28 protein-coding genes are annotated in these 25,226 nt (G+C 41.2%); 3 read left to right on the top strand and 25 right to left on the bottom strand.

What is annotated here, in order from left to right; all coding sequences use genetic code 11:
* Positions 1 to 13 precede the first annotated feature (13 nt).
* Genes thrB through MGG13_RS05800 form a run of 3 tightly spaced genes read right to left on the bottom strand, consistent with a single transcriptional unit; the run spans position 14 to position 3,125 of the window.
* On the bottom strand, positions 14 to 895 hold the full coding sequence (thrB, locus tag MGG13_RS05810; RefSeq protein WP_239034280.1) for a homoserine kinase: 882 nt from the start codon (positions 893 to 895) through the stop codon (positions 14 to 16).
* Entirely contained in the window at positions 892 to 1,956 is a 1,065-nt protein-coding gene (thrC, locus tag MGG13_RS05805) for a threonine synthase (protein ID WP_133432415.1), read from the bottom strand. Before thrC ends, thrB begins: the two co-directional genes overlap by 4 nt.
* A complete protein-coding gene (locus MGG13_RS05800; RefSeq protein ID WP_338041120.1) occupies positions 1,953 to 3,125 on the bottom strand; it encodes a homoserine dehydrogenase in 1,173 nt (390 codons plus the stop codon). The genes thrC and MGG13_RS05800 overlap by 4 nt, the downstream gene beginning before the upstream one ends.
* 108 nt (positions 3,126 to 3,233) lie before the next feature.
* Here MGG13_RS05800 and MGG13_RS05795 point away from each other — a divergent pair, with 108 nt between their 5' ends.
* Complete coding sequence (locus tag MGG13_RS05795) at positions 3,234 to 4,577, top strand: aspartate kinase (protein ID WP_239034279.1); 1,344 nt, start codon at positions 3,234 to 3,236, stop codon at positions 4,575 to 4,577.
* 22 nt (positions 4,578 to 4,599) lie between these two features.
* Here MGG13_RS05795 and MGG13_RS05790 read toward each other — a convergent pair whose 3' ends face one another.
* The 3 genes from MGG13_RS05790 to MGG13_RS05780 all read right to left on the bottom strand — a co-directional run bounded on the left by MGG13_RS05790 (position 4,600) and on the right by MGG13_RS05780 (position 6,742).
* On the bottom strand, positions 4,600 to 5,631 hold the full coding sequence (locus MGG13_RS05790; protein ID WP_239034278.1) for a DUF2332 family protein: 1,032 nt from the start codon (positions 5,629 to 5,631) through the stop codon (positions 4,600 to 4,602).
* Between the two features lie 79 nt (positions 5,632 to 5,710).
* Positions 5,711 to 6,118: a MarR family winged helix-turn-helix transcriptional regulator gene (locus tag MGG13_RS05785; RefSeq protein WP_239034277.1), complete on the bottom strand. Its 408-nt coding sequence runs from the start codon at positions 6,116 to 6,118 to the stop codon at positions 5,711 to 5,713.
* 138 nt (positions 6,119 to 6,256) lie between these two features.
* On the bottom strand, positions 6,257 to 6,742 hold the full coding sequence (locus MGG13_RS05780; RefSeq protein WP_133432420.1) for an arsinothricin resistance N-acetyltransferase ArsN1 family A: 486 nt from the start codon (positions 6,740 to 6,742) through the stop codon (positions 6,257 to 6,259).
* 233 nt (positions 6,743 to 6,975) lie between these two features.
* On the opposite strand from MGG13_RS05780, the gene MGG13_RS05775 reads away from it, so the two are divergent.
* Positions 6,976 to 7,524 (top strand): DUF4352 domain-containing protein, encoded by a 549-nt coding sequence (locus tag MGG13_RS05775; RefSeq protein ID WP_239034276.1) that lies wholly within the window; start codon positions 6,976 to 6,978, stop codon positions 7,522 to 7,524.
* A gap of 17 nt (positions 7,525 to 7,541) precedes the next feature.
* On the opposite strand, the gene MGG13_RS05770 is transcribed toward MGG13_RS05775, so the two are convergent.
* Both MGG13_RS05770 and MGG13_RS05765 read right to left on the bottom strand, forming a co-directional pair.
* Positions 7,542 to 7,937 carry an HIT family protein gene (locus tag MGG13_RS05770; RefSeq protein WP_239034275.1) on the bottom strand — a complete coding sequence of 132 codons (396 nt, stop codon included), beginning with the start codon at positions 7,935 to 7,937 and terminating at the stop codon, positions 7,542 to 7,544.
* A gap of 67 nt (positions 7,938 to 8,004) precedes the next feature.
* Positions 8,005 to 9,501 carry a hypothetical protein gene (locus tag MGG13_RS05765; protein ID WP_239034274.1) on the bottom strand — a complete coding sequence of 499 codons (1,497 nt, stop codon included), beginning with the start codon at positions 9,499 to 9,501 and terminating at the stop codon, positions 8,005 to 8,007.
* A gap of 303 nt (positions 9,502 to 9,804) precedes the next feature.
* Here MGG13_RS05765 and MGG13_RS05760 point away from each other — a divergent pair, with 303 nt between their 5' ends.
* Positions 9,805 to 10,443 (top strand): DUF4352 domain-containing protein, encoded by a 639-nt coding sequence (locus MGG13_RS05760; RefSeq protein ID WP_239034273.1) that lies wholly within the window; start codon positions 9,805 to 9,807, stop codon positions 10,441 to 10,443.
* Positions 10,444 to 10,989: 546 nt separating this feature from the next.
* Here MGG13_RS05760 and MGG13_RS05755 read toward each other — a convergent pair.
* The 17 genes from MGG13_RS05755 to MGG13_RS05675 all read right to left on the bottom strand — a co-directional run bounded on the left by MGG13_RS05755 (position 10,990) and on the right by MGG13_RS05675 (position 25,223).
* The gene (locus MGG13_RS05755; RefSeq protein ID WP_239034272.1) at positions 10,990 to 11,889 is read right to left on the bottom strand and encodes an N-acetylmuramoyl-L-alanine amidase; all 900 of its coding nucleotides are present in this window, start codon (positions 11,887 to 11,889) and stop codon (positions 10,990 to 10,992) included.
* Positions 11,889 to 12,218, bottom strand: a complete 330-nt coding sequence (locus tag MGG13_RS05750) for a phage holin (RefSeq protein WP_239034271.1) — start codon at positions 12,216 to 12,218, stop codon at positions 11,889 to 11,891. Before MGG13_RS05750 ends, MGG13_RS05755 begins: the two co-directional genes overlap by 1 nt.
* 30 nt (positions 12,219 to 12,248) lie before the next feature.
* Positions 12,249 to 12,680, bottom strand: coding sequence for a hypothetical protein (locus tag MGG13_RS05745; RefSeq protein WP_239034270.1), 432 nt, complete (start codon positions 12,678 to 12,680; stop codon positions 12,249 to 12,251).
* Positions 12,681 to 12,693: 13 nt separating this feature from the next.
* Positions 12,694 to 12,960 carry a hemolysin XhlA family protein gene (locus MGG13_RS05740; protein WP_239034269.1) on the bottom strand — a complete coding sequence of 89 codons (267 nt, stop codon included), beginning with the start codon at positions 12,958 to 12,960 and terminating at the stop codon, positions 12,694 to 12,696.
* A 132-nt stretch (positions 12,961 to 13,092) separates the two neighbouring features.
* On the bottom strand, positions 13,093 to 13,491 hold the full coding sequence (locus MGG13_RS05735) for a hypothetical protein (protein WP_239034268.1): 399 nt from the start codon (positions 13,489 to 13,491) through the stop codon (positions 13,093 to 13,095).
* A gap of 3 nt (positions 13,492 to 13,494) precedes the next feature.
* Positions 13,495 to 15,444, bottom strand: coding sequence for a phage tail protein (locus MGG13_RS05730; protein WP_239034267.1), 1,950 nt, complete (start codon positions 15,442 to 15,444; stop codon positions 13,495 to 13,497).
* A gap of 14 nt (positions 15,445 to 15,458) precedes the next feature.
* Positions 15,459 to 17,216: a hypothetical protein gene (locus MGG13_RS05725; RefSeq protein ID WP_239034266.1), complete on the bottom strand. Its 1,758-nt coding sequence runs from the start codon at positions 17,214 to 17,216 to the stop codon at positions 15,459 to 15,461.
* Complete coding sequence (locus MGG13_RS05720; RefSeq protein WP_239034265.1) at positions 17,213 to 18,169, bottom strand: phage tail domain-containing protein; 957 nt, start codon at positions 18,167 to 18,169, stop codon at positions 17,213 to 17,215. The genes MGG13_RS05725 and MGG13_RS05720 overlap by 4 nt, the downstream gene beginning before the upstream one ends.
* Positions 18,169 to 21,951: a hypothetical protein gene (locus MGG13_RS05715; RefSeq protein ID WP_239034264.1), complete on the bottom strand. Its 3,783-nt coding sequence runs from the start codon at positions 21,949 to 21,951 to the stop codon at positions 18,169 to 18,171. Before MGG13_RS05715 ends, MGG13_RS05720 begins: the two co-directional genes overlap by 1 nt.
* Entirely contained in the window at positions 21,944 to 22,207 is a 264-nt protein-coding gene (locus MGG13_RS05710; RefSeq protein WP_239034263.1) for a hypothetical protein, read from the bottom strand. The genes MGG13_RS05715 and MGG13_RS05710 overlap by 8 nt, the downstream gene beginning before the upstream one ends.
* A gap of 77 nt (positions 22,208 to 22,284) precedes the next feature.
* Complete coding sequence (locus MGG13_RS05705) at positions 22,285 to 22,806, bottom strand: tail assembly chaperone (RefSeq protein WP_239034262.1); 522 nt, start codon at positions 22,804 to 22,806, stop codon at positions 22,285 to 22,287.
* A 73-nt stretch (positions 22,807 to 22,879) separates the two neighbouring features.
* Positions 22,880 to 23,404 (bottom strand): phage tail protein, encoded by a 525-nt coding sequence (locus tag MGG13_RS05700; RefSeq protein WP_239034261.1) that lies wholly within the window; start codon positions 23,402 to 23,404, stop codon positions 22,880 to 22,882.
* Positions 23,405 to 23,418: 14 nt separating this feature from the next.
* Entirely contained in the window at positions 23,419 to 23,859 is a 441-nt protein-coding gene (locus tag MGG13_RS05695; RefSeq protein WP_239034260.1) for a hypothetical protein, read from the bottom strand.
* An 11-nt stretch (positions 23,860 to 23,870) separates the two neighbouring features.
* Positions 23,871 to 24,263: an HK97 gp10 family phage protein gene (locus tag MGG13_RS05690; protein WP_239034259.1), complete on the bottom strand. Its 393-nt coding sequence runs from the start codon at positions 24,261 to 24,263 to the stop codon at positions 23,871 to 23,873.
* A complete protein-coding gene (locus MGG13_RS05685) occupies positions 24,260 to 24,586 on the bottom strand; it encodes a head-tail adaptor protein (RefSeq protein WP_239034258.1) in 327 nt (108 codons plus the stop codon). The genes MGG13_RS05690 and MGG13_RS05685 overlap by 4 nt, the downstream gene beginning before the upstream one ends.
* On the bottom strand, positions 24,586 to 24,885 hold the full coding sequence (locus MGG13_RS05680; RefSeq protein ID WP_239034257.1) for a head-tail connector protein: 300 nt from the start codon (positions 24,883 to 24,885) through the stop codon (positions 24,586 to 24,588). The genes MGG13_RS05685 and MGG13_RS05680 overlap by 1 nt, the downstream gene beginning before the upstream one ends.
* An 8-nt stretch (positions 24,886 to 24,893) precedes the next feature.
* Positions 24,894 to 25,223 (bottom strand): Rho termination factor N-terminal domain-containing protein, encoded by a 330-nt coding sequence (locus tag MGG13_RS05675; RefSeq protein WP_239034256.1) that lies wholly within the window; start codon positions 25,221 to 25,223, stop codon positions 24,894 to 24,896.
* Positions 25,224 to 25,226 lie beyond the last annotated feature (3 nt).

Here is a 25,226-nt window from a genome sequence, read left to right as displayed (position 1 = left end):
ACTCCTAAGTTTTTTACCTTATCTTAGCACAGATAGCCCCTGTTGTATCAACTGATACTGTTCTGACGGCACAATGTGGCAGCTCACTTTTCAGTTTTTCATCTAAATCCGTATATTCAGGATGACCCATGACAAAAATCGTGGATCCTGCACCACTAATAAACAGGCTCCCTTTATCCTGAACAACCCTTTTAGCCGTCTGATAGTCCTGAATCAGCGCAGAACGATAAGGTTCATGAAAACGGTCCTGCACCATCAGGCGTCCTGCTAGAACATAGTCTTTCTGTGCGAGTGCAGCAACAAGTACATTTGAAATAGCACTTGCTTCTACTGCTTCAGCGAGTGCGAGAGAAGACGGAAGAACACGTCTGGCATCTTCTGTCTTCAGCTCGTAAGGCGGAATAACCACATAGAGTGGCCAGTCTATAGCTGGAAGTGTCACATAGCTGCATGTTTCATCGTAATAACAGCCTGCAATAACTCCGCCAACTAATGACGGAACAACATTATCAGGATGCCCTTCTTCTTTCGATAATAAATTTACCAGAACCTGTGTGCTTAAATTAAGCTTCCCGTAGTAATTGACTAAGAGTAGACTTGCTATAAGCGCAGTACCGGAACTGCCGAGACCTCTTGCAAGAGGAATGTCCGACTTCATCGTCACATTCAGACAGAAAGGCTTAACATTCAGTTCATGACAGAACTGAGTGACCTTCTGTGCGATGAAATGTGTATAATCTGATGGCAATGAAGCTATTTCATTCCCCAAATGTTTAAAATGCCAAGTATCTGCTTTTTCAGCAGTTATGTCCAGATAAAGATTCAGTGCCATGCCTAACGAATCAAATCCAGGTCCTAGATTCGCAGTAGATGCAGGGACACGGACACGAATCATGATAACTGTCTTTCAATATAATTGATAATGGCTTCCTCATCATTATCCAGCACAGCTGGCACCTGCTCGACCTGGTCAATTGCAGTCTGAGGATCTTTTAAGCCGTTGCCTGTCAGAACCGCTACAACTTTCTGCCCGCTTTGAAGTTTACCTTGCTTATGAAGTTTGATGAGGCCGGCAATAGATGCGTTACTCGCCGGTTCAGCAAACACACCTTCTTTAGAAGTCATCAGCTGATATGCAGCAAGGATTTCCTCATCAGTCACACTATCTATCAGTCCTCCTGATAAATCTCGTGCTTCATCAGCACGCTGCCAGCTAGCTGGGTTACCGATACGGATAGCCGTTGCAATAGTCTCAGGCTGCTCTATCACCTTGTTTTGAACAATAGGCGATGCACCTTCTGCCTGAAAACCAAACATTTTCGGTAAAGCAGTCCCTTTCTGCTCGTGATACTCATTGAATCCTTGCCAGTAAGCAGTGATATTACCCGCATTACCGACTGGTATAGCCAGTACATCTGGCGCACCGTCCAGCTGATCTACAATTTCAAATGCCGCGGTCTTCTGCCCTTCTATACGATAAGGATTGACAGAGTTGACCAGTTCAATATCTTCACTCTTTTCGGCAACTTTACGCACAATGTTTAATGCTTCATCAAAGTTGCCTTTAATAGAGACGATATCAGCTCCGTAAATCATGGCCTGCGCAAGTTTACCGAGGGCTATTTTACCTTCAGGTATGACAACGATGGTTTTCAGGCCCGCTCGTGCAGCATACGCTGCAGCTGCAGCGGAAGTGTTGCCTGTAGATGCACAGATGACAACCTTCCGTCCTGCTTCTTTCGCCTTTGCAACTGCCATCACCATACCGCGGTCTTTAAATGAGCCGGTTGGATTAGCCCCTTCATACTTTGCATAAAGCTCTATATCCATTTGAGCAGATAAATATGGCAGATGAATAAGGGGCGTATTCCCTTCGTTCAGTGTCAGTAGTGGTGTCTCGTCAGTAACGGGTAAAAACGTTTTATATGCATGTATTAATCCTTGCCATCTCATCATTCTGCACCTTCTATCTGATATATTTTTAAGTGAGTGAGGTTCAACTTCTCGAGATCAGTTGTATTTACTTCATAGGCGTGAGAGCCCTGATATTCAGCGTGTGGTCCTGCTAATCCTTCAACTGGCTGTTCACTGATGACGACAACACGTTTTCTGTCTGCAGTCTGACTTTCACCGAGTGTAAAATGAGGCGGTAATGTATGTTTCTTTGTCTCCAGCTGACTGATGATGTACATGACATCACTGACAACAGCACTGCCTGTTGCCAGACTACCTGCACCACGTCCATAGAACATCGTATCTCCCACAGCATCCCCGTCGATATAAATTGCGTTATATTCATTCTCTACATGTGCGAGCTGATGCTGATCACTTAGCAGGCATGGCTTAACAGAAGCCTGAACACGTTTACCGTCATATGATGCCTGTCCAATAAGTTTGATCCGATATCCGAGCGCTTCTGCCAGCTTGATATCTGTCAGCGTGACATCCCGTATACCTGTTACTTCACAGTCTTCTAAATGAATGAAAGTATTAAAAGTAAGATAACTAGTGATGACGACTTTACGCTGAGCGTCTATACCATCGACATCTGCAGTTGGGTCCGCTTCTGCAAACCCTAATTCTGTTGCAAGCTGCAACGCTTCTTCAAATGACAGATTGTCATGTGTCATTTTGCTTAATATAAAATTAGATGTGCCGTTAAAGATACCCATAAAGTGATGGATGGCATTGGCATTGAGTCCATTGTTAATGGCGTTCACTATTGGAATGCCCCCCGCTACACTTGCTTCGTACTTCAATGCAACTTGCTGTTTAGTCGCCAGTGTCTCTAGTTCTTCAAGATGTGCGGCCAACATATCCTTATTAGCGGTCACCACATGAATGCCTCTATTTAAGAAATGACGAATATAATCAACAGTCGGTTCTATACCACCTATGACCTCTATCACAATATCAAGGTCATCATTCAGGATGTCATCCATATTGTCTGTCAGATGATAATTAGAAATATCAATATCCCGTTTCTTATTGATATTTTTGACATAGATATGCTTGATATTAAATTCTATATTCATATAGTCTTTCAGTTGCTGCTGATTTTGTTCCAGTATTTTAATCACACCACTACCGACTGTTCCCAGTCCTAATAACGCTATATTGATCATGTCGTCACTCCTTTGTACTTTCAGTAAAAACAACTGTCCACTTGTAATGGATTGTTAGTTATAGTATAACTGAATCTATAGACTAATCAAGTGGAAAGAAGGTTTCACATGAAAATAAGTAAGTTTGGTGGCTCGTCAGTCAGTGATGCTCAGCAGATTAAAAAAATCTTAAAGATTGTTAATGATGATCCAAATAGAAAAGTGATTATCGTCTCAGCACCCGGTAAAAGAAACGAAAACGATATTAAGGTGACTGACCTACTCATCCAGATCTATCATGCAGTCATAAGTGGCGCAGATTATTCAAGCCAGATAGAAGCGGTTGTTAAACGATTTGAAGATATAGAACAAGAGCTTAATGTCAAGCAATCGCTCAGCAATGAAATCAGACATGAACTGACTCGACTCATCAGTTCCCTGCACAGCAGACCTCTTTACCTGCTTGATGCGCTGAAATCTTGCGGAGAAAATTTTAATGCAAAACTCATTGCACAGTATAACAATGAGCAAGGCATTCCTACCCGCTATATGTCACCGCGAGAAATAGGACTCACGGTCTCAGATGAACCCGGCAATGCAATGATACTTCCGGAAAGCTACCACCGGATACGTGAACGTTTATCAGGCTATCAGGAAAAAATCGTGGTGCCTGGCTTCTTCGGTGTTTCCAGCACACAGGATATCATCACATTCTCGCGTGGAGGATCGGATTTAACTGGGGCGATCATTGCGAAAGCACTTCACGCAGAACTCTATGAGAACTTCACTGATGTCAGCGGTATTTACAGCGCAAATCCGAATATTATCCATGAACCGAGAAAAATCGATGAACTTACATATGATGAGATGCGGGAACTCTCCTATGCAGGTTTTAAAGTTTTTCATGACGAAGCAGTGGCGCCACTCATCAATACAGCAATACCCGTTGTCATTAAAAACACGAATGAGCCGGATGCAGCGGGCACTCGAATTGTTTCTACTCATGCACTTACTGGCGTTGTAGGTGTCAGCTGTGATACAGGTTTTACGAGTATCAATATGAAGAAGTATCTCATGAATAGAGAGATTGGCTTTACACGGAAACTATTAACGATTCTTGAAGAGATGCAGATTTCTTATGATCATATGCCTTCTGGTATTGATAACATCAGTATCGTCTTAAGAAGTCATCAGTTATCCGGTAAACTGACAACACTGATCAGCAGAATTCAACATGAACTCAGTGTAGATGAAATTTCCGTGGAAGAAGATCTGGCTATTTTAATGATAGTCGGCGAAGGCATGAAAACTGCCATCGGGACGGCTAACAAAGCAACGTCGTCTTTAAGCAGCCATCAGATCAATCTTAAAATGATCAACCAAGGCTCATCAGAGATCTCGATGATGTTCGGCATTGACGCTGGTCAAGCTGAAACAGCAGTCAGAGCCGTCTATCAGGCATTTTTCCAATAAAAAAGACACCTTAAAAGGTGTCTTAAAGTTTGAGTGGTTGTCCAAGCAGCCACTCTATTTTCATTTTATCAAGCTCAAGATTAGCAAGTTTCTCTCGTTTGATGACATTATGATGTGTATAGTCGATAAAAATGTCCTGACCAAACAATTGATGATGAATATGGTAAATCTCCTTAGTAGATGAGAAACGTTGAATCAGTTCAAGCAATGCCACTTTTTTTTCGTCAGACCAGTTCTTAGTGTGATGGATATGAAAAATAACAACGGGTTCGTCATCCGGCATTATCATTAAAGTCTGTTCCAGTAATTCCAGTTCATCACCTTCAAGTAGTTCTACTGGGTGGGCCAGCAAAATATCATGCGCTTTCTTCATATTATTACGACGCTTGACTTCTTCCGGATAGAATAGACTCATCATCCAGTGAAAAGCCTCTTCTTCTTCCAGTCGAACAACATCTGATGATAAACCATATTTTAATCGTGGATGAGTCAAAGGTCTGAGCGTATCATACGGATAACCTTTAATTTTCATCTTGATATTAATATCATCAGTCAGACCTACTTTATGGTCCTTATTAAACGTATAGCCATACCAGTCAAAATTAAGCAGTAGACCGGCTTTAGTACCGAGTTCAATGACGTTGAAGTTTTCTTTATCGGATTGTTCCATAATATAGTGAAAAATAGGAATTAAAAGTGCAGAACGCTCGACGATGTTCTTCTTCAGATCACCATTTCGCGCAAGAATCATGATTTCATCCAGATGAGTAGTGACAAATGACTTAAACACTTTATAACCTTCTAAATCCATTTCCAGAGGGTGATCTGAAAAATTTAAATAATAATTTCTCAGCTCATCTTCAGTATGATATAAAGTAGTTAAGACGGCAGTCATAAAAAGCGGAATAAACTGTCTATCGCTAATAAACGGACTCAGAATCTCTTTTAGTTCTTTATCTTCTGCCATATGCTGACCTAATTGATGATAAAAAGGGCTTTTCTCTGCGACAGCATTACTGTAAGCAAGCATGATTTCTTTATATTTTAAAGCCATGATGGTTATTTTCTCCTAACGGCTGTTTTATTGAAGTGTAATCATACTACAAAAAATAATGAAAAGAAAGAAAATCGGATTAATAAAGTTGACAAAATTGATTCTTTAAGTCAGATGAAAATTCTTCAAAAAAACTATCAGCTGCCTGCTCTATTATAGGTTCCATTTCCTCTATAAAGCTAAGACCAATCGTCGTCAGATAAACATTTTTGGCACGTGTATCAGACCGTGACTCCTGTCTTCTAATCAGTCTGCGATTTTCAAGATTGCGGATGATAGTCGAAAGCGTCATGACATCAATCCCCGTATGTTCACTTACCATCGATTGTGTCATTCTTTTACCTGAAGCCTGCAGCTCATGCATGCCGTTTAAAACTCTGAACTGCGGGTATGTGATATCATAACTTTTCAATATTTTACGGCTTAAGGTTGTCCATTCGGACTGGAGCTTCTGCAAGTTTCTAATCGCTAATAATCCATCACTCATTAAAATGACCTCTCTTTTTAATCTATTTACTTATATTATAAACACTTATTAATTATTAAACAAACCTTTTATTCTAGATAAATAACAATAGAACTTCCTAACAAGATAGAGAAATAAAAAAAGCATACTTCAGTATGCTTAAATCAGTTTTTCCATAATTCTCACATTATAATACTGCCCGTGCTGATAACCATGGTTTTCAAAAATACCGATATCTCTGAAACCACATTTTAGATAAAGCTGGTGTGCTGACTCATTAATCTCTAACACCATCAGCATCAGTTTGTGAAAGTTATTTAATTGAGCGCTTTTTTCCAGTGCATTTAGTAGTTTTCGCCCAATTCCTTTACCTCTTTGATTGCGATCAATATAGATAGAAAGTTCAGCAACGCCCTCATAAGCAGCTCGGTAACGATAAGGCTGCAAAGCTGTCCAGCCTGCTATCACACCTTCTTCTTCAATAACTAATACACTATAGCGTTCTGAACGGTCAAATAACCAGATACGCACTTCTTCTTCTGATTTACCTCTTACTTCTAAAGTTGCTATACCATCTTCTATTCCTTGATTATATATCGCTGTAATAGCTGAAAGGTCTTTTAATTCTCCAGGTCTGATATTCAATGATGTGCCTCACTTCATGTTAGATAAATGCTAAGATTATTTTATATCTCACTTTAAATGCTGTAAATTATAAAATAGAGTAAATGTAAAACTTATCATTACTTACAAAAGATTAATATTTTTTATAAGCATATTCCTTTGACAATATAGTTTTCGGTCTTATAATAGGACTATTCTTCTGTGAAAATCACTAACACAGATTCAATCATTAAAATAAGAAAGCCGGAATTAAAATGAACAATAAAGTACTAGCAGGCACAGTCCTGACATCAGCTATTATTCTATCAGCATTCAGTAATATGACACCCGCGCATGCGCTGGAGAAAACCATCAGTCATACCGTTTATACAATAGAACAGGAGATGGATAGTGTCATTAATGGACCTGAGCAGTTGCCTCATGAATCTCTTGCAGATGCTGCTGAAATTGGTGAAAGTCGAGATATCCATAATCTGACGTTTACCTTAACAAAAGTGACAGCAGCGCAGGAAATTGATGCGAGTCAGCCTGAAGATGTTGTCACGCTTTATTACACAGTTAAAAATACATCGGATACACCCTACTATGCTGGACAGAGCGCTACGATTTACTACAATGGTAAAACAGCAGATGCATACGCACTCGCTTCTGATAAATCAGCCACTATTAAGCCTGGTGAAACCGCTGAAGTCAGCCAGTCATTCAGACTGAATCCGAGTCTCGGACAATTCGAAGTAGAGATCGGTCCTTTATTTGACTTAAACGGTCAAAAAGCACTTTATAAAGTATCAGGACACGAATAAAGAGCTCTGAACTTAGTTCAGAGCTCTTTTATAATATGTTCTATGGCAGACGTTATATGAGAGTCTCGCATTTCAACTTCAACTTTATCCCAGAAACCATCCTCACTATATCTTGGAAAAAGATGGACGTGAAAATGCGTATGCTGGTCCATCATCTTACCGTTATTAAATACAACTGTCACTCCAACTCCTAATTCATCTTCAAACAGTGTGATTAAAACTTTCTGTAGTTTCACTAAATCTGCGGTCTCTTCTTCTCTCAGTTCATTAAAATTCATGACATGACGTCTCGCCACAATCAGCAGATGTCCATATTGAATAGGATCTATATCAAACAAGACCTTATAGTCAGCAGAGGCCATCAGTATCTGTTCTTTCTTAAGGTGATGACAAAAAATACAACTCTCTTCCATTAACAATATACCTCCTTCAATTAAAGCCGCAGAATCACTGATTCTGCGGCTTATTAGCTTCTTGTTTTTAATGAATGTCTTCAACATCAATATCAGCAATCTTCGCTTTTACTTCTACTAGATTATTTTTTATACTCTTCAGCTCTTTACGTGCCTGTGTCAGCTGTTTTTTCGCTTTCGCATTGCTTGACTTCTTCTTTAAAGTTTCTTTCAGCGCTTTTATTTCTTTACGTTTATCGTCATAATGATTTGTCGCATCCTTTAATGACTGTTCATAAGGCTGATAATACTTTTGCACAGTTGTTAGATTCTCTGCTTCCTGGCTATCCTTTTGTGACTTATTAATGACTTCTTTCAGCTTCTGCGACTGATCAGTTAAAAGATAGGCTTTAACTAGCTCATTTGCAGCAGAACGTTCTTTTAAGTCAATCTTGTCACTCAGCTTGACGACATCATCATATCGTCCTTCTTTACTCGCCACAAAGAACTTTAACACATCGCTATCTTTTTCTTTTGCAAGATCAGTAATCGCAGACTGATTGCTTTTATGGATATCCTGGCCTATTAAATAAGCAGCTTCTTTATCAAGACTGAGTGCTTTATCATACTGTTCTTCTTCAACTAGCCACTTAATATAAATTGAGCGCTGCTTATCACTGTTTAAGTCATCATAGTTGAGTGTCGACATCTTTTTTTTAGCCTGCTGTCTATCGCCACTGATATATTCACTGAAAATATCATTCACTCTCTGCTGCTGCTTAAGCTGTTGATTCAGTGCTTCAGATTCTTTTGATTTCTGAGACATATTATGAAAAACAAAAAATACAGCCATAATCAGTAAAAGAGCAGCTAAACCCATTAAAATATAACGAAGCGGACTCTTATTAGGACTCTTGTTCTTTTCCTTTTTTACCGGCACAGTGCCCATTTCTTTAACTTGACCGAGACGCGTATCGATACTACGGCGGATAGACTGAATATCCTTAGCACGCAGAACCTCATCGGCAAATTGAAAAACATCGTCATCCTGATGTATAAAATCAGCTTTAAGCGGCTTTACATCACCTGACTTTAGTTGAGTGAGACCCAGTATAATTAGACGCTTAAGACCGTTAAGGGGCGTCGTATCATCATAGACGACCAGGTCACCAAAATTGTGCAGGACCGCCTTCACTCTATCCTTGTCATCTTTATGATGAGCGATCACAAAATTATTGAAGTCCCAGAGAACACGTACCTGGTGCTGCTCCTGAAACTCTGCTACATCTGTTAAAGAAGAAAAAAGATTAAGCTGAGTCATAAAATCATAATTACGAATAGCAGCATACATCGTCGCATCCTGCAGAAAATAATCAAACGAAATATATTTACCCCAGTCATTAAAACGAGTGATCTGACAGAACACATTATTATGTTTGAAATCATTTGAAAACGCCTGATAGTCCTCCATCAGCTTCTCTTTGTTGGTATGTATATCCTTAAAATTTTCAAGTGGTGAGACATATTCAATCGAATTGCTGAAAAGATTAATCTCGCCATAGCGGTTTATTTTAAACTTATTCAAAACATCACTTCCTTAATTCAGTCAACTTTCATCATTAGTTTTTATTTTAACATTAGTCACTATAAAAAGATGATAAACTTCTTATTTTTTTAATAGTATTTATCAAATTGTCAACTTAATTAATTTATTAATTCATATTACATACAATTGTCAATTTATTTTAACAATGGTATTATATAAAAAGTTGTAATAATTAATATTTTGAATATTTTAACTTAAGGATGTTATAAGTTTTACAATTCTAATATTTATTGGCATAAGGCCATTGAATATAAAATATAAGTGAAAAGAGGAATTTTTTACATGGCGCGAAAAGACAAAGAAGTAGTTTACAGCAGCGAGCAAGGTCGTGAACAGTACACTGAAAACGGAGAACGTATAGTGTATGTAGAACGTCAAACGAAGAAAAAGAAAAATCCTTTTTTAATTGGTTGTTTAGGTCTACTCTTACTAATGATTTTATTAGGTGCGTGTGTTGCTGCAATGGGTGGCGGTAATGATAATGAAAATTCTTCCACTGATACTAAAGAGTCTACATCAACTACAGAGAAATCAGATAGTAAAGAAGCTGAGAAGAAATATAAAATTGGTGATGAAGTTACTAAGAAAAATGTGACTTTTAAACCTACAAAAGCATACTATACCGATGAAAGAAACGAGTTTGCAGAAACTAAAGCAGATAAAGTATTAGTGGTTGAAATGGATATCAAAAATAATGGTAAAGAAGATATACCTGTAGGAACTGATGTTTCTGCTTACGCTGACGGTAAAAAATTAGAGTCATATCCTATTAACGATACTCTAATGGATGGTTTATCATCTGGTCGTTCAATTAGTGGTAAACAAGGTTTTGCAGTAGTAGGCAATCCTAAAGAAATTGAGCTTGAGTTTGAACCATTTTTAAGTGGTGAAAAAGCGATTTATACAGTAAAGCCAGAATAATTTATCGCTATTAATAAAGCCCACAAAGCTATTCAGCTTTGTGGGCTTTAATCTTTAGTACTGCTTCAGATACTGCTCTTTTTCCCACTCAGATACTTGCATACGATATAAAATTAGAGTGATTATTAACATTTATAAGCGTATAAAATGATGAATCATAGCATTTATCGGTTATACCAATTTATATTAATTTAAAAGTTCGCACCCAATTTCGCACCCATAAGATAGTATAATCACATTTGGGTGCAAGTTTCTAATCAGCCTAGATAAACGAATTATTGAATATTCGCCTAAACGAACAAAACGGGACAAAACTTTCGAGTAGGTTTCGAGTAACTTTCGAGTAGCATATGTAACCGTATCGATTTCGCCTAGTTTTGCACCGACAAAAATGTCGGTCGAAAACATATAAGCTAGTAACTTAAACATATAACCTTAACGCTTAGCTTATATTCTTATCGTCCGATAAACCGGACGTTAATCGGACAATGCGGACCAAATAAAAAAAGCCGCCTACCTCATATAGAGATAGACGGCTTTAAAAATTTATTTATCTGCTTTATAGATGTCATCAACCTGCAAGCGACCTAACCAAATCCATTCATTGGATCCTTTGCCTGTCGTGTTACCCGTATAGATACGTCCCCAACCTTTATGCGTTTCAAAGATGTAGACTTCTTCCCCTGGCTTGAGTGAGTATCCAGCCTTTTTAGTCCATTTAAATCCAGTAACGCGATTACCTGTGCGCTTCCGGACTTCTGCACCTTGAGAGTCAACAAAGCCATCAAAGTACGCTGACTTTGAGCGCCCACGATAGAGCGTTGTATTAATCTTCTTAACTTGCTTCACCACTCTGTCAATCGTCGCTTTTACAGGTGCTTCCTTGCGTTTAGCAGCTTCGAGTTCTGCATAGTACACCTTAATACGCTTGATAAAGTAGTCAAGCAGTACCAGCTGATTAGCCCGTGTGTTAGGTGCATTCTTACCGACGTGTACATCCCAGCTACGATGTGGACAAGCTGTCGCAAAGTATTCGCGATGTAAGTTGACAGTTGAGTAATTGACTGGCAGATTATAGCTGTACAGGATTTCAGCTGCTGTCTGCAGGGCTGCTTCTTCATTTTCGAGAAACTCTTCATCCGTGAGTCCAGCGTCTGGATGCGTGCGATTGACTTCGATGCCCACCAGATAAGTGTTAGCGTACTGATTGCCGCAATGCCACTCAACAAAATTAGTTGGATGATACCAAAGACGGTATAATTTATCGACATAAAGGGCTGCCCAGCCTTTGACATACTCGCCGTTAGCTTCCCGATTGTAGAGCCACTGCTCATACTGTTGGCCATTTAGTGTACCATAGTCGTTATGGATCACAACGCCTCTTACCTGCGGTTTGAGCGATGTCAGTTTAGTACCGTTGATATGCTTTGAATAAATATCTTTCATTACTTTGCACCTCCGAAATTGTCAGTATTATCCACTTCAATTTGTGAGTCTTCTGTCACTTCTTTCGGCCCTTCAAATTCAACTTCGCCCTGATCGAGTTTCTTTTTAAAGTTCTTTGCCTTGATGCCGTTCTCAGTAAAACCGTTATCCTTCCACCAAGCCCAGATAGCAGCGCCGACAGTAAAAGCAAGCGTCAAACCATTCGTCATTTGTTCATCTGTGAATGGCAGAGGGTTATGTCCAGACATCACTAAAGTTTGGTTGAACAGTGCTACCGCCAATACGATTGTACGAATCCATGTACCAGTTGAAACTTTTTCCTTTTCCATTTAAATCCCTCCAATTTAAATAGGACACCTCTATGAGATGTCCTTTTCATATTCTTCAATCACTTTTTTCTGCTCTTTGAGTTTGCGTTTTTCTTCTGACAAGCTGACAATCAAGAATAAATTACCTGCTGCCATTACAATTACGAACAAAGCCCATGCTAAACCCATCGTCGGATAGTTGGTAAAGTAAGTGGCTGCGTTACATGCGATGTAAACAAAGCCATATAGATTTACGGCAAACCTATATAACAGTCCATTAATAAATAGCAAGGTTGAATATAATATAATGCACACAACAGATGCTATAACTACATTTTTCTCACTTCCGAACAATTCAAGATAACTTTCGTAAATATCTAATCCATTTCTTGACGAAAACATATCGCCATCAATAATCAATGTGATTGCTGTTACAAAAGCAAAAAGAAGCATTCCGCCTTCAGCTGCATTAGGTTTAATCATTGTCTCTCTCCTTTCATCCGAATATTCTCGCGGATATTGCACCGAGAACCAGCATGATGATGCCTGTAATGACGCTCCACAAAGTGTTTCGTCTGTACTTGGAATCCTCTTCGATTTTTTTAAGTGCATCTTTTAGGTCCTTATCATCTGCGATATCTTTGTCCTCTAATTTCCTGAGTCGTCCATCTAAATTATCTAATCGGGTAGCGTGTGTGTCTTGTCTGTCTAACATCATCACCAGTATCGTGTAAAGCAGTTCGTCCTTAACACGATTTATCATCTCCCTCATTTCACCACATCACCCTCTTTGTTGTATTTATAATAAAAACCCCTCACTTACATGAGAGGTTGGGTTTTAAGCTGCTAAATTCTCCACTCTTCCTTTATTTTAGTTGCGATAAAAATCATCCCACTACTCCAATAGCCCGCTTTCTCTCACAGTTATCTGTTCGTTGTTGTACTTCGCTTTCGCAATTAATAACTGCTGTTCCAGTTCTACGATGTTTTGTTCTTCTGGCGTCAACTGCCCGACCAGTGTCTCTCCGTCTTTTACAACTAGTTTAGGCACTAGCCCCGACGTGTCGACCAGCATCTTGTAATACTCCTCTGGCACACCTTTATCCACGATAAATGTTAAACCCTGGCCATCCTCCACCAGCATCTGTCCAAACGAAATACTTGTAATAGATCCGTCCTCAGCAATATGTTTGAACGGCACGACCATCTTCACCCGTGACGTTTGTGGCACTAGACCATCAGCTGTCTGCAAATATAATGAGTCGTATGTCTGCACTTCTTCCACGTTTATCACTCCTTATCTGTTTAATTTCATCGGCAGGAATCGTACATACGCAGGGTCAATGTCTTCGCCCTCTGCATTAGGTTTAAAGTATATATAACACTGGCGTCTCTCGTATGTCGGAACACCTAAGTCAATCGTAAAGCTGTCATACTCAGCTTGTCCGCCACCATGTGATGCTAATGTATAGAGTTTCGTAACTTCAAAAGATGGTCTTCCTGTCGTGTTGTTAAACTCTACAATCTTAATATACACACCTGTTTTAGACACCTTAAAGGCAAATGGTATCTGCAAGTAGCGATAGTCGTGGTTAAAGTAACACGCATCCAGTCTTACATAGTCTGTTCCTGCTGTTTTACGGTCAGTTACAAACCATTCGCCAGAAGTCCACGCCTGTTCGTTAACCCCACCTTCTGTCGTTTGCGATGATAAAAACGGAGGGAAACAACCTGTCACAATCATTTCGTTTTTTCCTATCCCATTCTCCATCCATATTGCACCATCAGGTCTCTCTATCGAGATATTACCACCTTTAAAATATGCACCTTTAGGACTAATCTCTGTATATTTGTTGGGATTATCATAATCAACAGCTTTTAGCTTATCCCCTGTTATCACAAAGGCTCCTGTTGTCCCCTCAATCTTCACAAGTTGCGTATTGAGTGTGCCTGATGTAATCACATCGGCCACCATTCCAGCGCCCGTGATGGCGTTTCTGAACGTCTTACCGCCGTCTTTACTGACGCCGAGTCCGGCACTGTTAAAGACAACCATCTCTTGTGGATTGTCCGGATTCTTAGCCACGATACCAAGGCTAGAACTAAAGTCCAGCTGCGTCTTAGCATTTAAAATTAAACTTGTCGCCGTGGAAATAGCACTATCTAACATTGTACTGCTGATTGTGCGTCTACCTTTTACCAGCTCATTGATAAACTGCGTCGCAAAGTTGATATTAGCCTTGTGACGTTTAGCGAGTGGCTGATCGCCATAAGTAACCGACTGACTTAATATATCGCCCATATGATTGCGTTTGGTGGTAATTCCAACGATTCGCACCATCTGCTTGTAATCGATATTGTTAGCGGTAAACATCACTTCATCTGCCTTTTTCGGCACAGCCTCTGGATATTGCTTTCTCAGGCTGATAAAGTCTGATGTGATGCTCACTTTAAGCGAGTTATCGACATATGTCTTAAGCGCAGCATCTAACTTAGCGGGGTCTGTCTCCTCGCCTAACCTCAGAGGTGGTGCATGTTTCTTTCCGATTCCCGGCACACTTGCCAGTGGGTGTGTGTACTCTCGCTGTATGCCTGCTAAATTGTTAGGGTCGCCGTCTGAAACGTCCGCATAACCGACGGCATACGTGTAAAAGTTGAAACCATCAATCTCCTGCTGTACATTTGAGGCGTTGATAGTGTCTGAAATAATATAGTCAGGACGGTTGACAAGGTACTTAGACAACTCAATCTCATTACCGTTGACCTTAAACTCTAATTCGAAGGTCTCCAGCACAAGATTAAATATCTCGAGTTTAGTCTGACCATCGCCATAACTCTCAATGTACTTACTAGACGCAAATAACGGTGGCAGTTTATAAGTAAACCCCGAACCATTAAAAAGAGAGCTGAGTACAGCATCAGCTGTAAACTCGCCCTCATGATAATCATATAATCTGGTGGTGTTAAATACTTCATTAAATAGTGGTATGGCATTGATTACTAACTTTTTAAACTTGCCTACCGTTGTGACCGCCTTACGTTTAACCACGTAGACAGTACGGTCATTATTACCCTCAACACCCGAGAACTTCCAGCTCTCTGTGATGTTAGCTGTGACTGGCGCATTAATAGGTGAATCCGCCAGCTCGATCGTGAGTGAGTCATCGCCGTTTAATTGCTCCTCAACCGTGGTTATACCCTCGACCATGTAATGGTTGTTGTTGTGGTCTATCGCATGTAAGGACATTTAATCACACCTCTCTATACTAACGCCCCATAATTACGCCAGGTCCCTGGTGTGCCAGCAGTTACACATACTGCACCTATATAACCTGCACTCAATGGATTTGTATATTCTGCCTTATCTCCGAATTGCCACGTACCCTCAGTAGGGATTTTACTCAGCACTGCTTGTCGATTGTATTTAGGTAAACTAAGTTGTTGGTTCTGTTTCAGGTGCGTCGTTAAATAAACATTTAAGTATTCAAACGTACTTAAGTCTGTGGTTACATGACATTGTATTTTAAATTTGACATACACTGCGCCGGAACTTTTAAACACCGCAGTATTGAACTTTTTCACATTGCCCGAGGAATAGTATTGATATTTTGTTGTACTAAATGTCAAACTAACGCCATTAACATGATTTGATAAGTCAGTTGTAATAATCTGTTTATTGGTATCATATAGCTCGATGAAACCCCGCCAAATTTGTGCATCGCTCTCAAATTCAAGCCCTACACTATTACCTAGCTTTATCAATCCGGAGTCAAATACATCCTTGTACTGCCCAGCTGCAGATACCTTTAACTTATTATCACTCTTCAAAACATAATCCATGTTATTAATGTAATTATCATAACTTAAGTTATAAACCATCCTGCGATTTAGCATTATATCCTGCAGATTAATGACGTAGTTATTTTTACCTTCGTCCGTATAAGTAATATCCCACGTACCTCTAAGCGCTGCCCCTGGCGCTGACTCCCATGAACGTACAACAGCATTACCCCAAGTTCCTGCTCCAAAAAACACTTTATTAGTCCCTTCAAGACGACAGTCCCAAAACACATTGCTGTTACCATTAATTATTTGGATGTCACAATTTTCGAGGGTCGGACTATAAAAATGATTGTGGTTATGCGAGTAACTACCTGCAATTACTACTTTTGTTAAGCGACCACCAAAGATTTTGTTTTCATTAATCCATGCTGCTGCACCTATACTGTTAATCTCAACATAAGGTGAAGTACCGAGAAAAAAGGTCGAATAGGCAAGTGATGAAATTAGAGGGTTATCTCCATCTGCCCATAAGAGCACCTTTTCCGCAGAATTTACATTGATGAAAGCGTTTTTAGTACCTTGAATTTTTAGTGTCATTTTCGAAATAGTATTGATATTCGGTACAAAAGGAAATGGAACAGCGGACCTCACGCCAATAATAAACTCTTTGGTAGTATCTTTACTTAGTATAGTCCCGAGGATTTCTAAATTTTGAAGTCCAAAACCATCGAAAGTATCGCTCAAATAACATTTAAAATGTGGAGGCACATACAAAACGCCTTTATTAGCGCTATTATTAATAATATGGTCTCTCGCAGAGATAAAGGCATGTAAATCATCTGTAACCCCATCGCCTACTGCACCAAATTGTTCTACACTTATGCGGCCGCTCGTTTTTATAAATAATGTATCTACCTGACTTTTAACATCTCCTAAACCATCAAAATTTAATGATGATTGCAATAGCCATTTTTCGCCATCGAACCAATAAACTTGGTTAGTATCAATAACCCCTCTTACTTCTTTTATCTCCGGATTAATAGGCAAGTCAGCAAAAGTAGTTACTGCTTCTTTTGGTTTGAAGTTGTTTTCAGATAACCAATTTTTCACAACTTCGCTACCTATTATTTCTTCCCCTCTATCGTTAATCACTCCGGCCACTAAGCCGAAGTTATAATTTATATCTTGGTGCGTTATTTCATTTAAATCTGGATAGATTACTTTAGGTTCAATCATTTCCATACCTCCAAGTCTTTTATTTTTTGAGCGCCATAATAAAACTTAAAATCAAACTCTATTTCATAATAGCTTATCCCCTCAACTCGCATCGCATTTTGTCCCGCCTTGATAACAGGAAAATAGTAGTTACTCTGATGCAGGGCTGTTGCATCGTTGACCTTGACATAAGGCTGACTAATCTTGATAACATCGCCTGCCTTAATGTCTCTGGTCAAGATAAACACACCGCCGGTTGCGTCAACCAATCTGATGCTTGACGCTGACTGTTTAGCTGTAATCGTAATCTGGCAATACTGTTTCCAGTCGTTGATGTCCACGTGTCCTGGATTGTAGATGTTAAATGTCGACACGTCACTGTATTTATACTTCCATGTGTCCTTATTCACACCATCCATCTGTAAGCCCATGCCAAATGACCAGATGCCGCTAGACACATCCACACCATTATCATTAATCACCTTACTCGTGCCGATACTTTCAGCATATGGCAGCATCGCCGTCTCAAAGGTCGCTGTACCTTTACCTGTGAGTGCTATCTGCTCAAATACCTGACTACCTGTACCAATTACCAGATACTGCTTACCGTTTGCATAACGCATGTTAGGTAAGTCCATCGCACCTGTACGTTCGCCCGGCTTTTCAAAGCTCACTCTCACGTGTTCCGGCACCATCTCTCTAATATAAAAAGGCTCGCTACCCGATAGTACGGCCATTATCTGGTCACGCAGCATCGGATATTGAGCATCTAAGCTAAAGTCAAATTCAATTTCTGCTTCTAACACTATCTTTTCATGACTACTGTTCCCTAAAATTCGCCCTGGTCTGCCGTCAATACGGCTGAACTCATTGATGATTTCGGGACTGCTTACTTTTAAAGGAGAGGCGAGATAAAAGCCCGCCTCATGCAATCTGATACTCTTAGTGCCTTGCACTAGTTCCAAGCTATACATTAACTCGCCCCCAATATGTTTACATTTGCGCCAACAGCGTCCATTGTGTCAAGCGTGTGTTTCAGCATATCTAAATCATGCTCTGACTTAATCACGATTGTGATGTTCTGCTGTGGCATATCGATACCATCTTGTAAGTTTGCGTCAAAAGTAGATGCTACTGATCGCTTCATTTCCTGTGTGCCGCCTGCCACGTCAAGCGGTGTGAGGCTTAAATCGGGCTTAACATTACGTTCAATCGCACTTGCAATCTGACTGGATGCTGTCGCGACCTTACGCTGTGCCGTGGATAGACCGTTGACCAGTCCACTTCCCACATAGCCCATTAAGTCCATCATCACGCGTGATGGCGAGTGGATGCCGAGACGTTTCTTGATGGTGCTGCTGATAACGTCTGCTATCTTAGTTGCTACTGCAGCAAGTTGCTTGTCTTGTGATTTAAGGCCATTGACCACACCACGGGCTGCGTCTACACCTACCTGATAAAAGTGTGATGCATTCTTACTGCCCATCTTACTGCTGACGCTATTGATTTGTGCTTGTAAGCTGTTGATTTGATTAACTGCCGACTTACCGCCTTTAACTAAACCTTTAGCCAGTGAGCCGCCTGTTTCAATGCCAGCGTCCAAAATGTCTTTCAACGTGCCTTTATTAATGCCCATCTTTTTAAGACGCTCGATGTTTGCATAATAGGCTTTCATATCGCTCAAACGCTTAGCCATCACCTTACGTATACCGTTCGCCGTCTTACGTTCCGTTGACGTAATTGAGGCGTATCCACGGAGGTCGTCACGAATCTTAGCGCTAAAGTCTGTCTTGCGACTAATTGCAGCCTGTAACTTGTCCTGTGCCTTTTCCAGCTTGCCAGCCAGTTCTTCACGTTTACGTGCGATACGTGTCATATAAATCTGCATAGGACGTATTTCTTTGATGACGTTACGGTTTTTACCCTTTTTAACATACTGGCCGTGGATAATATTATTCAATTGTGTCATTTGTCTGCTCATCTTGACCAGTTGCGATTTCTTCGCAAATCTCGCTTTGACTGTCATCTTCTTAGATAACGACTTAGTAACCTTAGACATCTTTTCAGCAAGCGATTTACGCTTATCTGCAAGCTCGCTGATGCGCTTATTTGCGTTCTCAATGTTTGCGTACATAAAGCTATAAACACTTGATGCACCCTCACGTGAGTCTGAGTAGTTCGCTGATTTTAATTTTGCAATGCCTTTTGTAACTGGTCGAAGCATACGCTGTACCGCAGTATCTACTTTAGGGATATCCTTTTCAATACCGATGGCGAAACCTTGAGTGAGCCATTGACCGATTTGTTTCAAGACTTTAGACGGGGAGCCGATGTGGAGGAACGATTTAACTTTATCCACCGCTGCACTTGCCATACGACCTGCAGCCGCAACTGCATCGCCAATCATACCCGTGATACCGTTGATAAATCCTCGTACTAAGTCAGCCCCTGCAGATGCCATATTGCCTACAAATCCAGTGATTGTACTAATCATCTGCGAACAGCCGTTAGAAATAGCTGATACAGCCTGTGATGCACCACTAGTGATAGCGCTGATAAACGAACTCATGGCTGAAGTGATACTTGAAACTAAGTTAGATGCGAAAGATGAAACAGCACTCATCATGCTACTGAAACCAGAGACAATAGCAGATACCGCCGAACTGATAGCGTTGCTGATAGTGGATGTAATCGCAGACCACGCCGAACTGATTGCACTAGAGATAGAACTCATAATGCTCGATGCAGTAGAAAGCATGTTGCTGAATCCGCTGGAGACGAATGAGACAGCCGAGCTGATTCCGGAACTTATCGCCGATACGACAGACGAAAAAGCCGAAGAGCAAGCGCTGACGATCGAACTCATAATCGAAGAGGCTGTTGAGAGCATCGACTGGAATCCAGAAGACACAAATGAAATAGCCGAAGATACACCGGAACTTATTGCAGAAGTAATCATCGACCACCCTGCAGAAACAGCGGCAACTGCTACCGTCCACGCCGTTGAAAGTGTAGATACTATCATCGAGCCGAATGTCGTGATGATAGTAATAGCCGTCTGAATACCTTGACCAATCATCGCCATGCCTGCCATCCATCCAGCAGCGAACTGCTGAACTCCCGCGATAATCATCTGTACACCTGCAAGCCAACCTTGTATAAATGTATTGACCGCATTGCGGAACCACTCAATCTTTGTATATGCCAGAACAAACGCCGCTACAAGTAGGCCAATAGCAACAACTGCTAAACCGATAGGGCTTGTGAATAATGTAAATGCGGTAGCTGCTAGCTGTATGCCGGTACGCACGGTGTTAAACACATTGACCATTGTCATAATGCCCGTCACAATGTTCATCACAACGGGCATAATCATACCAATCGCGCCGATAAATGTCGTAATCGCACCGACCACCATTACAATTTGCGGATGTGCTGTTGCAAATGATGCGACCCATTGAGCAATAGCCGAAACTACCCCGAGGACTGCTGCCCCGACAGGCGCCATAGCAGTTGCAAATGCGATAACTGCTGTCACGATGCTACCGATTGTACTCATCACGATAGGACCCTGCGTCTGCACATAGTCGATAAACTGTTTGAAGCCTTGTGATTGCGCAATCGTCGCTGACCACTGCGCGAATTGCGCTGACATCTGAGCGAGTGACTGAAAGATGGTCTGGCTGTTTGTTCCAAAGGCTGTAAATAGATTAAAGATACCGGTAAACACATTGCCGAATATCTCGCCGATCAGCGGTAAATTCGTCTGCACATAGCTGATAAATGTCTGTATGCCGTTAGATGTACCGATACTTGTCGCCCACGCTTGAAACTGTGTGGCCATATTGCGCAACCCCTGTGCCATCCATGCGAATAAAGGTTCAAACTGGTTAAATATCGCTAAAAAACCAGTGCCGAATTTACCAGCTGCCATCATAATGTCATTAAATACTGCGACACCTGTTGTTTTCATCATGTCAAAAAAACCTTGCATAACAGGCGATGTCTGCACAAATTTAAGTACTGATGCGCTCATCTGCGCCATAGAATTGATAACGTTTTCGATAAATGGCGTCATCCCACTTAAAGCAGCTTTAGCAATGTTGAGACCGTTTGCCATCGTCGTGAATATTGCTGCCTGATTGCCTGTAACAAGTCCTTGCCATGCTCCCTTTAAACCTTCTAACGCGCCTTGGTAGGCAGCTGTTTCTGCCGTCGCAACAAGTAGTCCATCGTTCAGCATCTGTATAGCGCTCATTGCTAGACCACCAAATGCTGCAACGCCTGCACCTGTAATCGCAAACGCACCAGCTAAACCGATAGCACCACCACCGACTACAGCTAGAGCGTTACCGATGGCCATGATAGCAGGAACTAAGGATGCAACGACCGGAATCGCTGCAGGTGCTAATGCCATCAGTGCATTCTGCATCAATCCAATTTCAGACGCCGTCTCGCCGAATGCCGACTTAATGCCTGATGTCGTCTTGTTGACGCTGCCTCTGAAGTTGTTAAGTAGGCCATTCATTTTCGACATCGCTGACGTGTCCATGTCCGCTCGGACGCGGAACTTGTTAGGAATAGATTTTAACATCGCACGGAAACGACTGATCTGTGCAGTGGCTGCTGATGTGTCAGCATCGACATTGACAGTCACTTTATCTTGCAACTTATCAGCTGACGCTTGCGCTCTGCGGATGTTAGCCATGAATTTATTAATGTTCGCTGTGATTTCAGCCACAAAGTTTCTATTCATCCTGTCCCTCCTTTTTAATAAATGTTTCGTGCGTCCATCTATCTAACGCACTTTCAGTAATTTGTTTAAGCACTTTCTTTTCAATCTTCTGCATTTCTTTTTGGTCTTCTGTCGTTTCGATATCCTGATGTGTTTTTTCAAATGATCTAAAGAATTTAGTTAAAGGTTTACCATTGTTATACTGACCAATCATGATAGCGAGTTGACCATATTCTTCCCGCTGGTCAATCAATCTGTGGTGATAACCTTTCATCATGTTGACCCACTGTAAGGGCGTTAAAGAATAAAGGTACGCTAAATCAGTAATGTTGAAATAGCGTACCGCATTGATTTCTAGTTCTGTGTAATTGATGTATTCGCTACGTGATTGCGAATTTCTTTCAGCATTTCGATGTTGCCTTCCAGTTCTGCTTTCTTCTCTGGGTCCTTCTCCTTGCTGACGCTTAATTGCATCATGAAGTCCTGATTGTCCACTTTGTCTTTGTAGAATCCCTTCGTAAAAACTTCGAGCGCACCTGCGAACAGTGGCGCTGTTCCTTGTTCGTCAGCGATCTTCTGAATTTCTTCGATGATTTCTTCTTCGGTCACTTCAAGTGATGGATGATTTGCCGCTGCACAATCCCAGAACTTGATTAAAGCCATATCGTTGTACATGGTTAAGTCGTTGAAGATAGCTGATACACCATCGATTTCATTGCCTTCTTTGTCAGTTGATTTATATTTCTTATCTGCCTTACGTGTGAAGAAAAATGAACCTTTGCCTTTGATGGTCTTACCTGGATTCGTTACAACTTTCTCACCTTGTTCATTGATTTCTACTACTTTACCGATTGTTAATTCTGTGATTTTAGACATTAGAGTTCCTCTTTTCAGTTAATTTTTTATTTGCGCAAATAAAAAAAGAGGAGCGTTACGCTCCCCGATTATGTTAAGCCCCTGCGTTCGTACGCGCTTCAAGAGCGCCAGTATATTCACCTGGCTTCTCGAATGCCACACGTACAGCTTCAGATGGATTAAGGATTTCATCCGGTAATTTCGGGAATAACCCCTCAGCGGAATTAAGTTTCACTTTGAGTGTCACTTCACGAGTACCTTCTTCATCGTCCCAACCGTCTTCTAATTCTTCTGCAACTGCGTAGAAGAAAGTAGAATTATGATTCTGACCATCAGACGTCAGAGCCTTCTCAACAATCCACACACGTAATTGCTCTTTCTTTTGAATGGCATCTTTAAAGGCTTTCTGTCCTTTGTCAGACGTGACTTGATTCATTGTGAATCCAACTTCTTCTTCTGTTACACCGTAATCAAAATCTTTCAGACCAGATCGGACTGATTCACGGACTTCGTTCGAAATCTTGTGTGAACCCTCTGTAAAGTCTCCGACTGCCCACGCTGCAGATGCTAAAGGTTGGCTGACAGGCAGCACCATTACTACTAAATCGCTTGCGTTCATTTATTTCTCTCCTTTTAATATCTGACGTTATGCCAGACGTCGTATTTTATTCTTAAGATGCCGTGTTGCGTCACCAGGTCAGCGTCTGTGATGGTCTCCTGTAAATCGAGACTGGCACGCTTCACCTCGTAATGTTCCATCGGCAATTTATCAATTTGCTGCATATAAAAACGAAGCCATCGCATGAACTGGCGTGTCTGATCGACTACCTGTTCTGGATGTGCTTCGTCCTTGTGGTAAATATGTGCTGTGACTGCAATCACTTCTTTGTTCGTTGTGCTTGTGGGGTATTCTAGTACGTTTGTATTGTCTATGACGATATACGTGTTACCTGTAATATCCACTTGCGCTCTGTCAAAGATATTGCCGTTAACCTCAGACATCAGCGGACTCGCATATAAATGCAGCATGATGGCCTTGAATAACGGCTGTTCGGCACTTAGCCAGTCCGCCATGTCATCACTCCCTAGCTAAAGTATTTGTTAAAGTATCGCTCGCCGGCATCAAGCGCCGGAAACCAGAAAGGTTGAGCTACCATACCGGAAGTCGTATGCCACTGACCATCAGCATCTTGATAACTCCACGGTATCTTTTTAGCTTTGCTCCCTCCTGGTCCCCGTGCATGTACGCCTGTACCAAATTCAACGTATACGGCTATCTCGCTACCGACTTGTATAATGCCGGTCATTCCGCCGTTTTCGAACTTGTAAGTAATGGAGCTTCTTAGGAATCCCGTATCAACCGGCACCAAACTGACAGCTGTATTGTAGATAGCCATTGTCGTTCCTGCGATACCTTTCTTCGCCCACTTCTCCATGTCCTCAGCGTAATCTTCAAGCGCCACGACTAATTTCTTCATAGCTGATTCAGCGGCAGTCGCATGACTTCATTCTGTCCACCTTGATTTTCAGGCTTACCTGTCACTTCGTAACGTTCGCCCTCAAATAAGATGATGTCCGTCTTGCGTATGTCTGCGGCTCCGTATGCGTAGTATAAAAAGCGTGTGAGCTTGATGTTACGCTGATGGTACTGTACAGCTTCGGACGTTGCTGGTGTGTCCATAAAGGCTTGTAGCGACGTCAGAGAGACGTTAACAGTAGTCGTTGTTGGATACTTAGTTGTATCAACAGTCTTAGTGGTACGCTCAATCTGTACATTGTGGATATAGAAGTTATCGAACATCAGCGCCACCTCAACTTTCTGAACGGTGCAAGATGGTCATAAATTGCAGCGGGTAAGTTAGTATCAAATGAAATACTCACTGACCCCATGCTCTTACTCGCCACACCTGATGTCTCACAATGCTTGATAGAGTCAGCGATGAATTTCTTCACGCCCATCGGCTCGCTGCCGTCAGGAAAAGTATTATTGCAGTGTTCCTGCGCGATACCTCGATACAACTCAATCAAGATGGCCAACTGAGTATCATCATACTTGTCAGCTGGCCACTGATTGATTGTTCTCACTTCTAGTGCATTCATCTAATCACCTACTTTTCTAAGAGGGCGATTAAGTCCTCACGATTAAGTTTAGAGTAGCCTTCAAGCTCACGTTCTTTAGCCAACTCTTTGAGTTCAGCGACAGTTAGATCCGCGTATGGATCAGTTACTTCTTCTTTCTCTTCCGCAGGTTCGTTGATATTAATCAACTTCTGTCCACGCTTATTGTTTTCAGATGCTAGCTCGTGCATACGCTCATCTGTTACTTCATAGCCGGCTTCTGCATGAGGAAACGTGTCCCCCATATTGTAAGCACGGTCATTGTCTTGCAGGTCCTCCCAATAAGTGAGGACCGTTCCAGTTAGATTTGTCTTAGCCATAAG

It is taken from the genome of Macrococcus brunensis, assembly GCF_022343725.1.
Taxonomy (GTDB): Bacteria; Bacillota; Bacilli; order Staphylococcales; family Staphylococcaceae; genus Macrococcus; species Macrococcus brunensis.
This window is presented reverse-complemented; position numbering and strand designations above follow the sequence as displayed.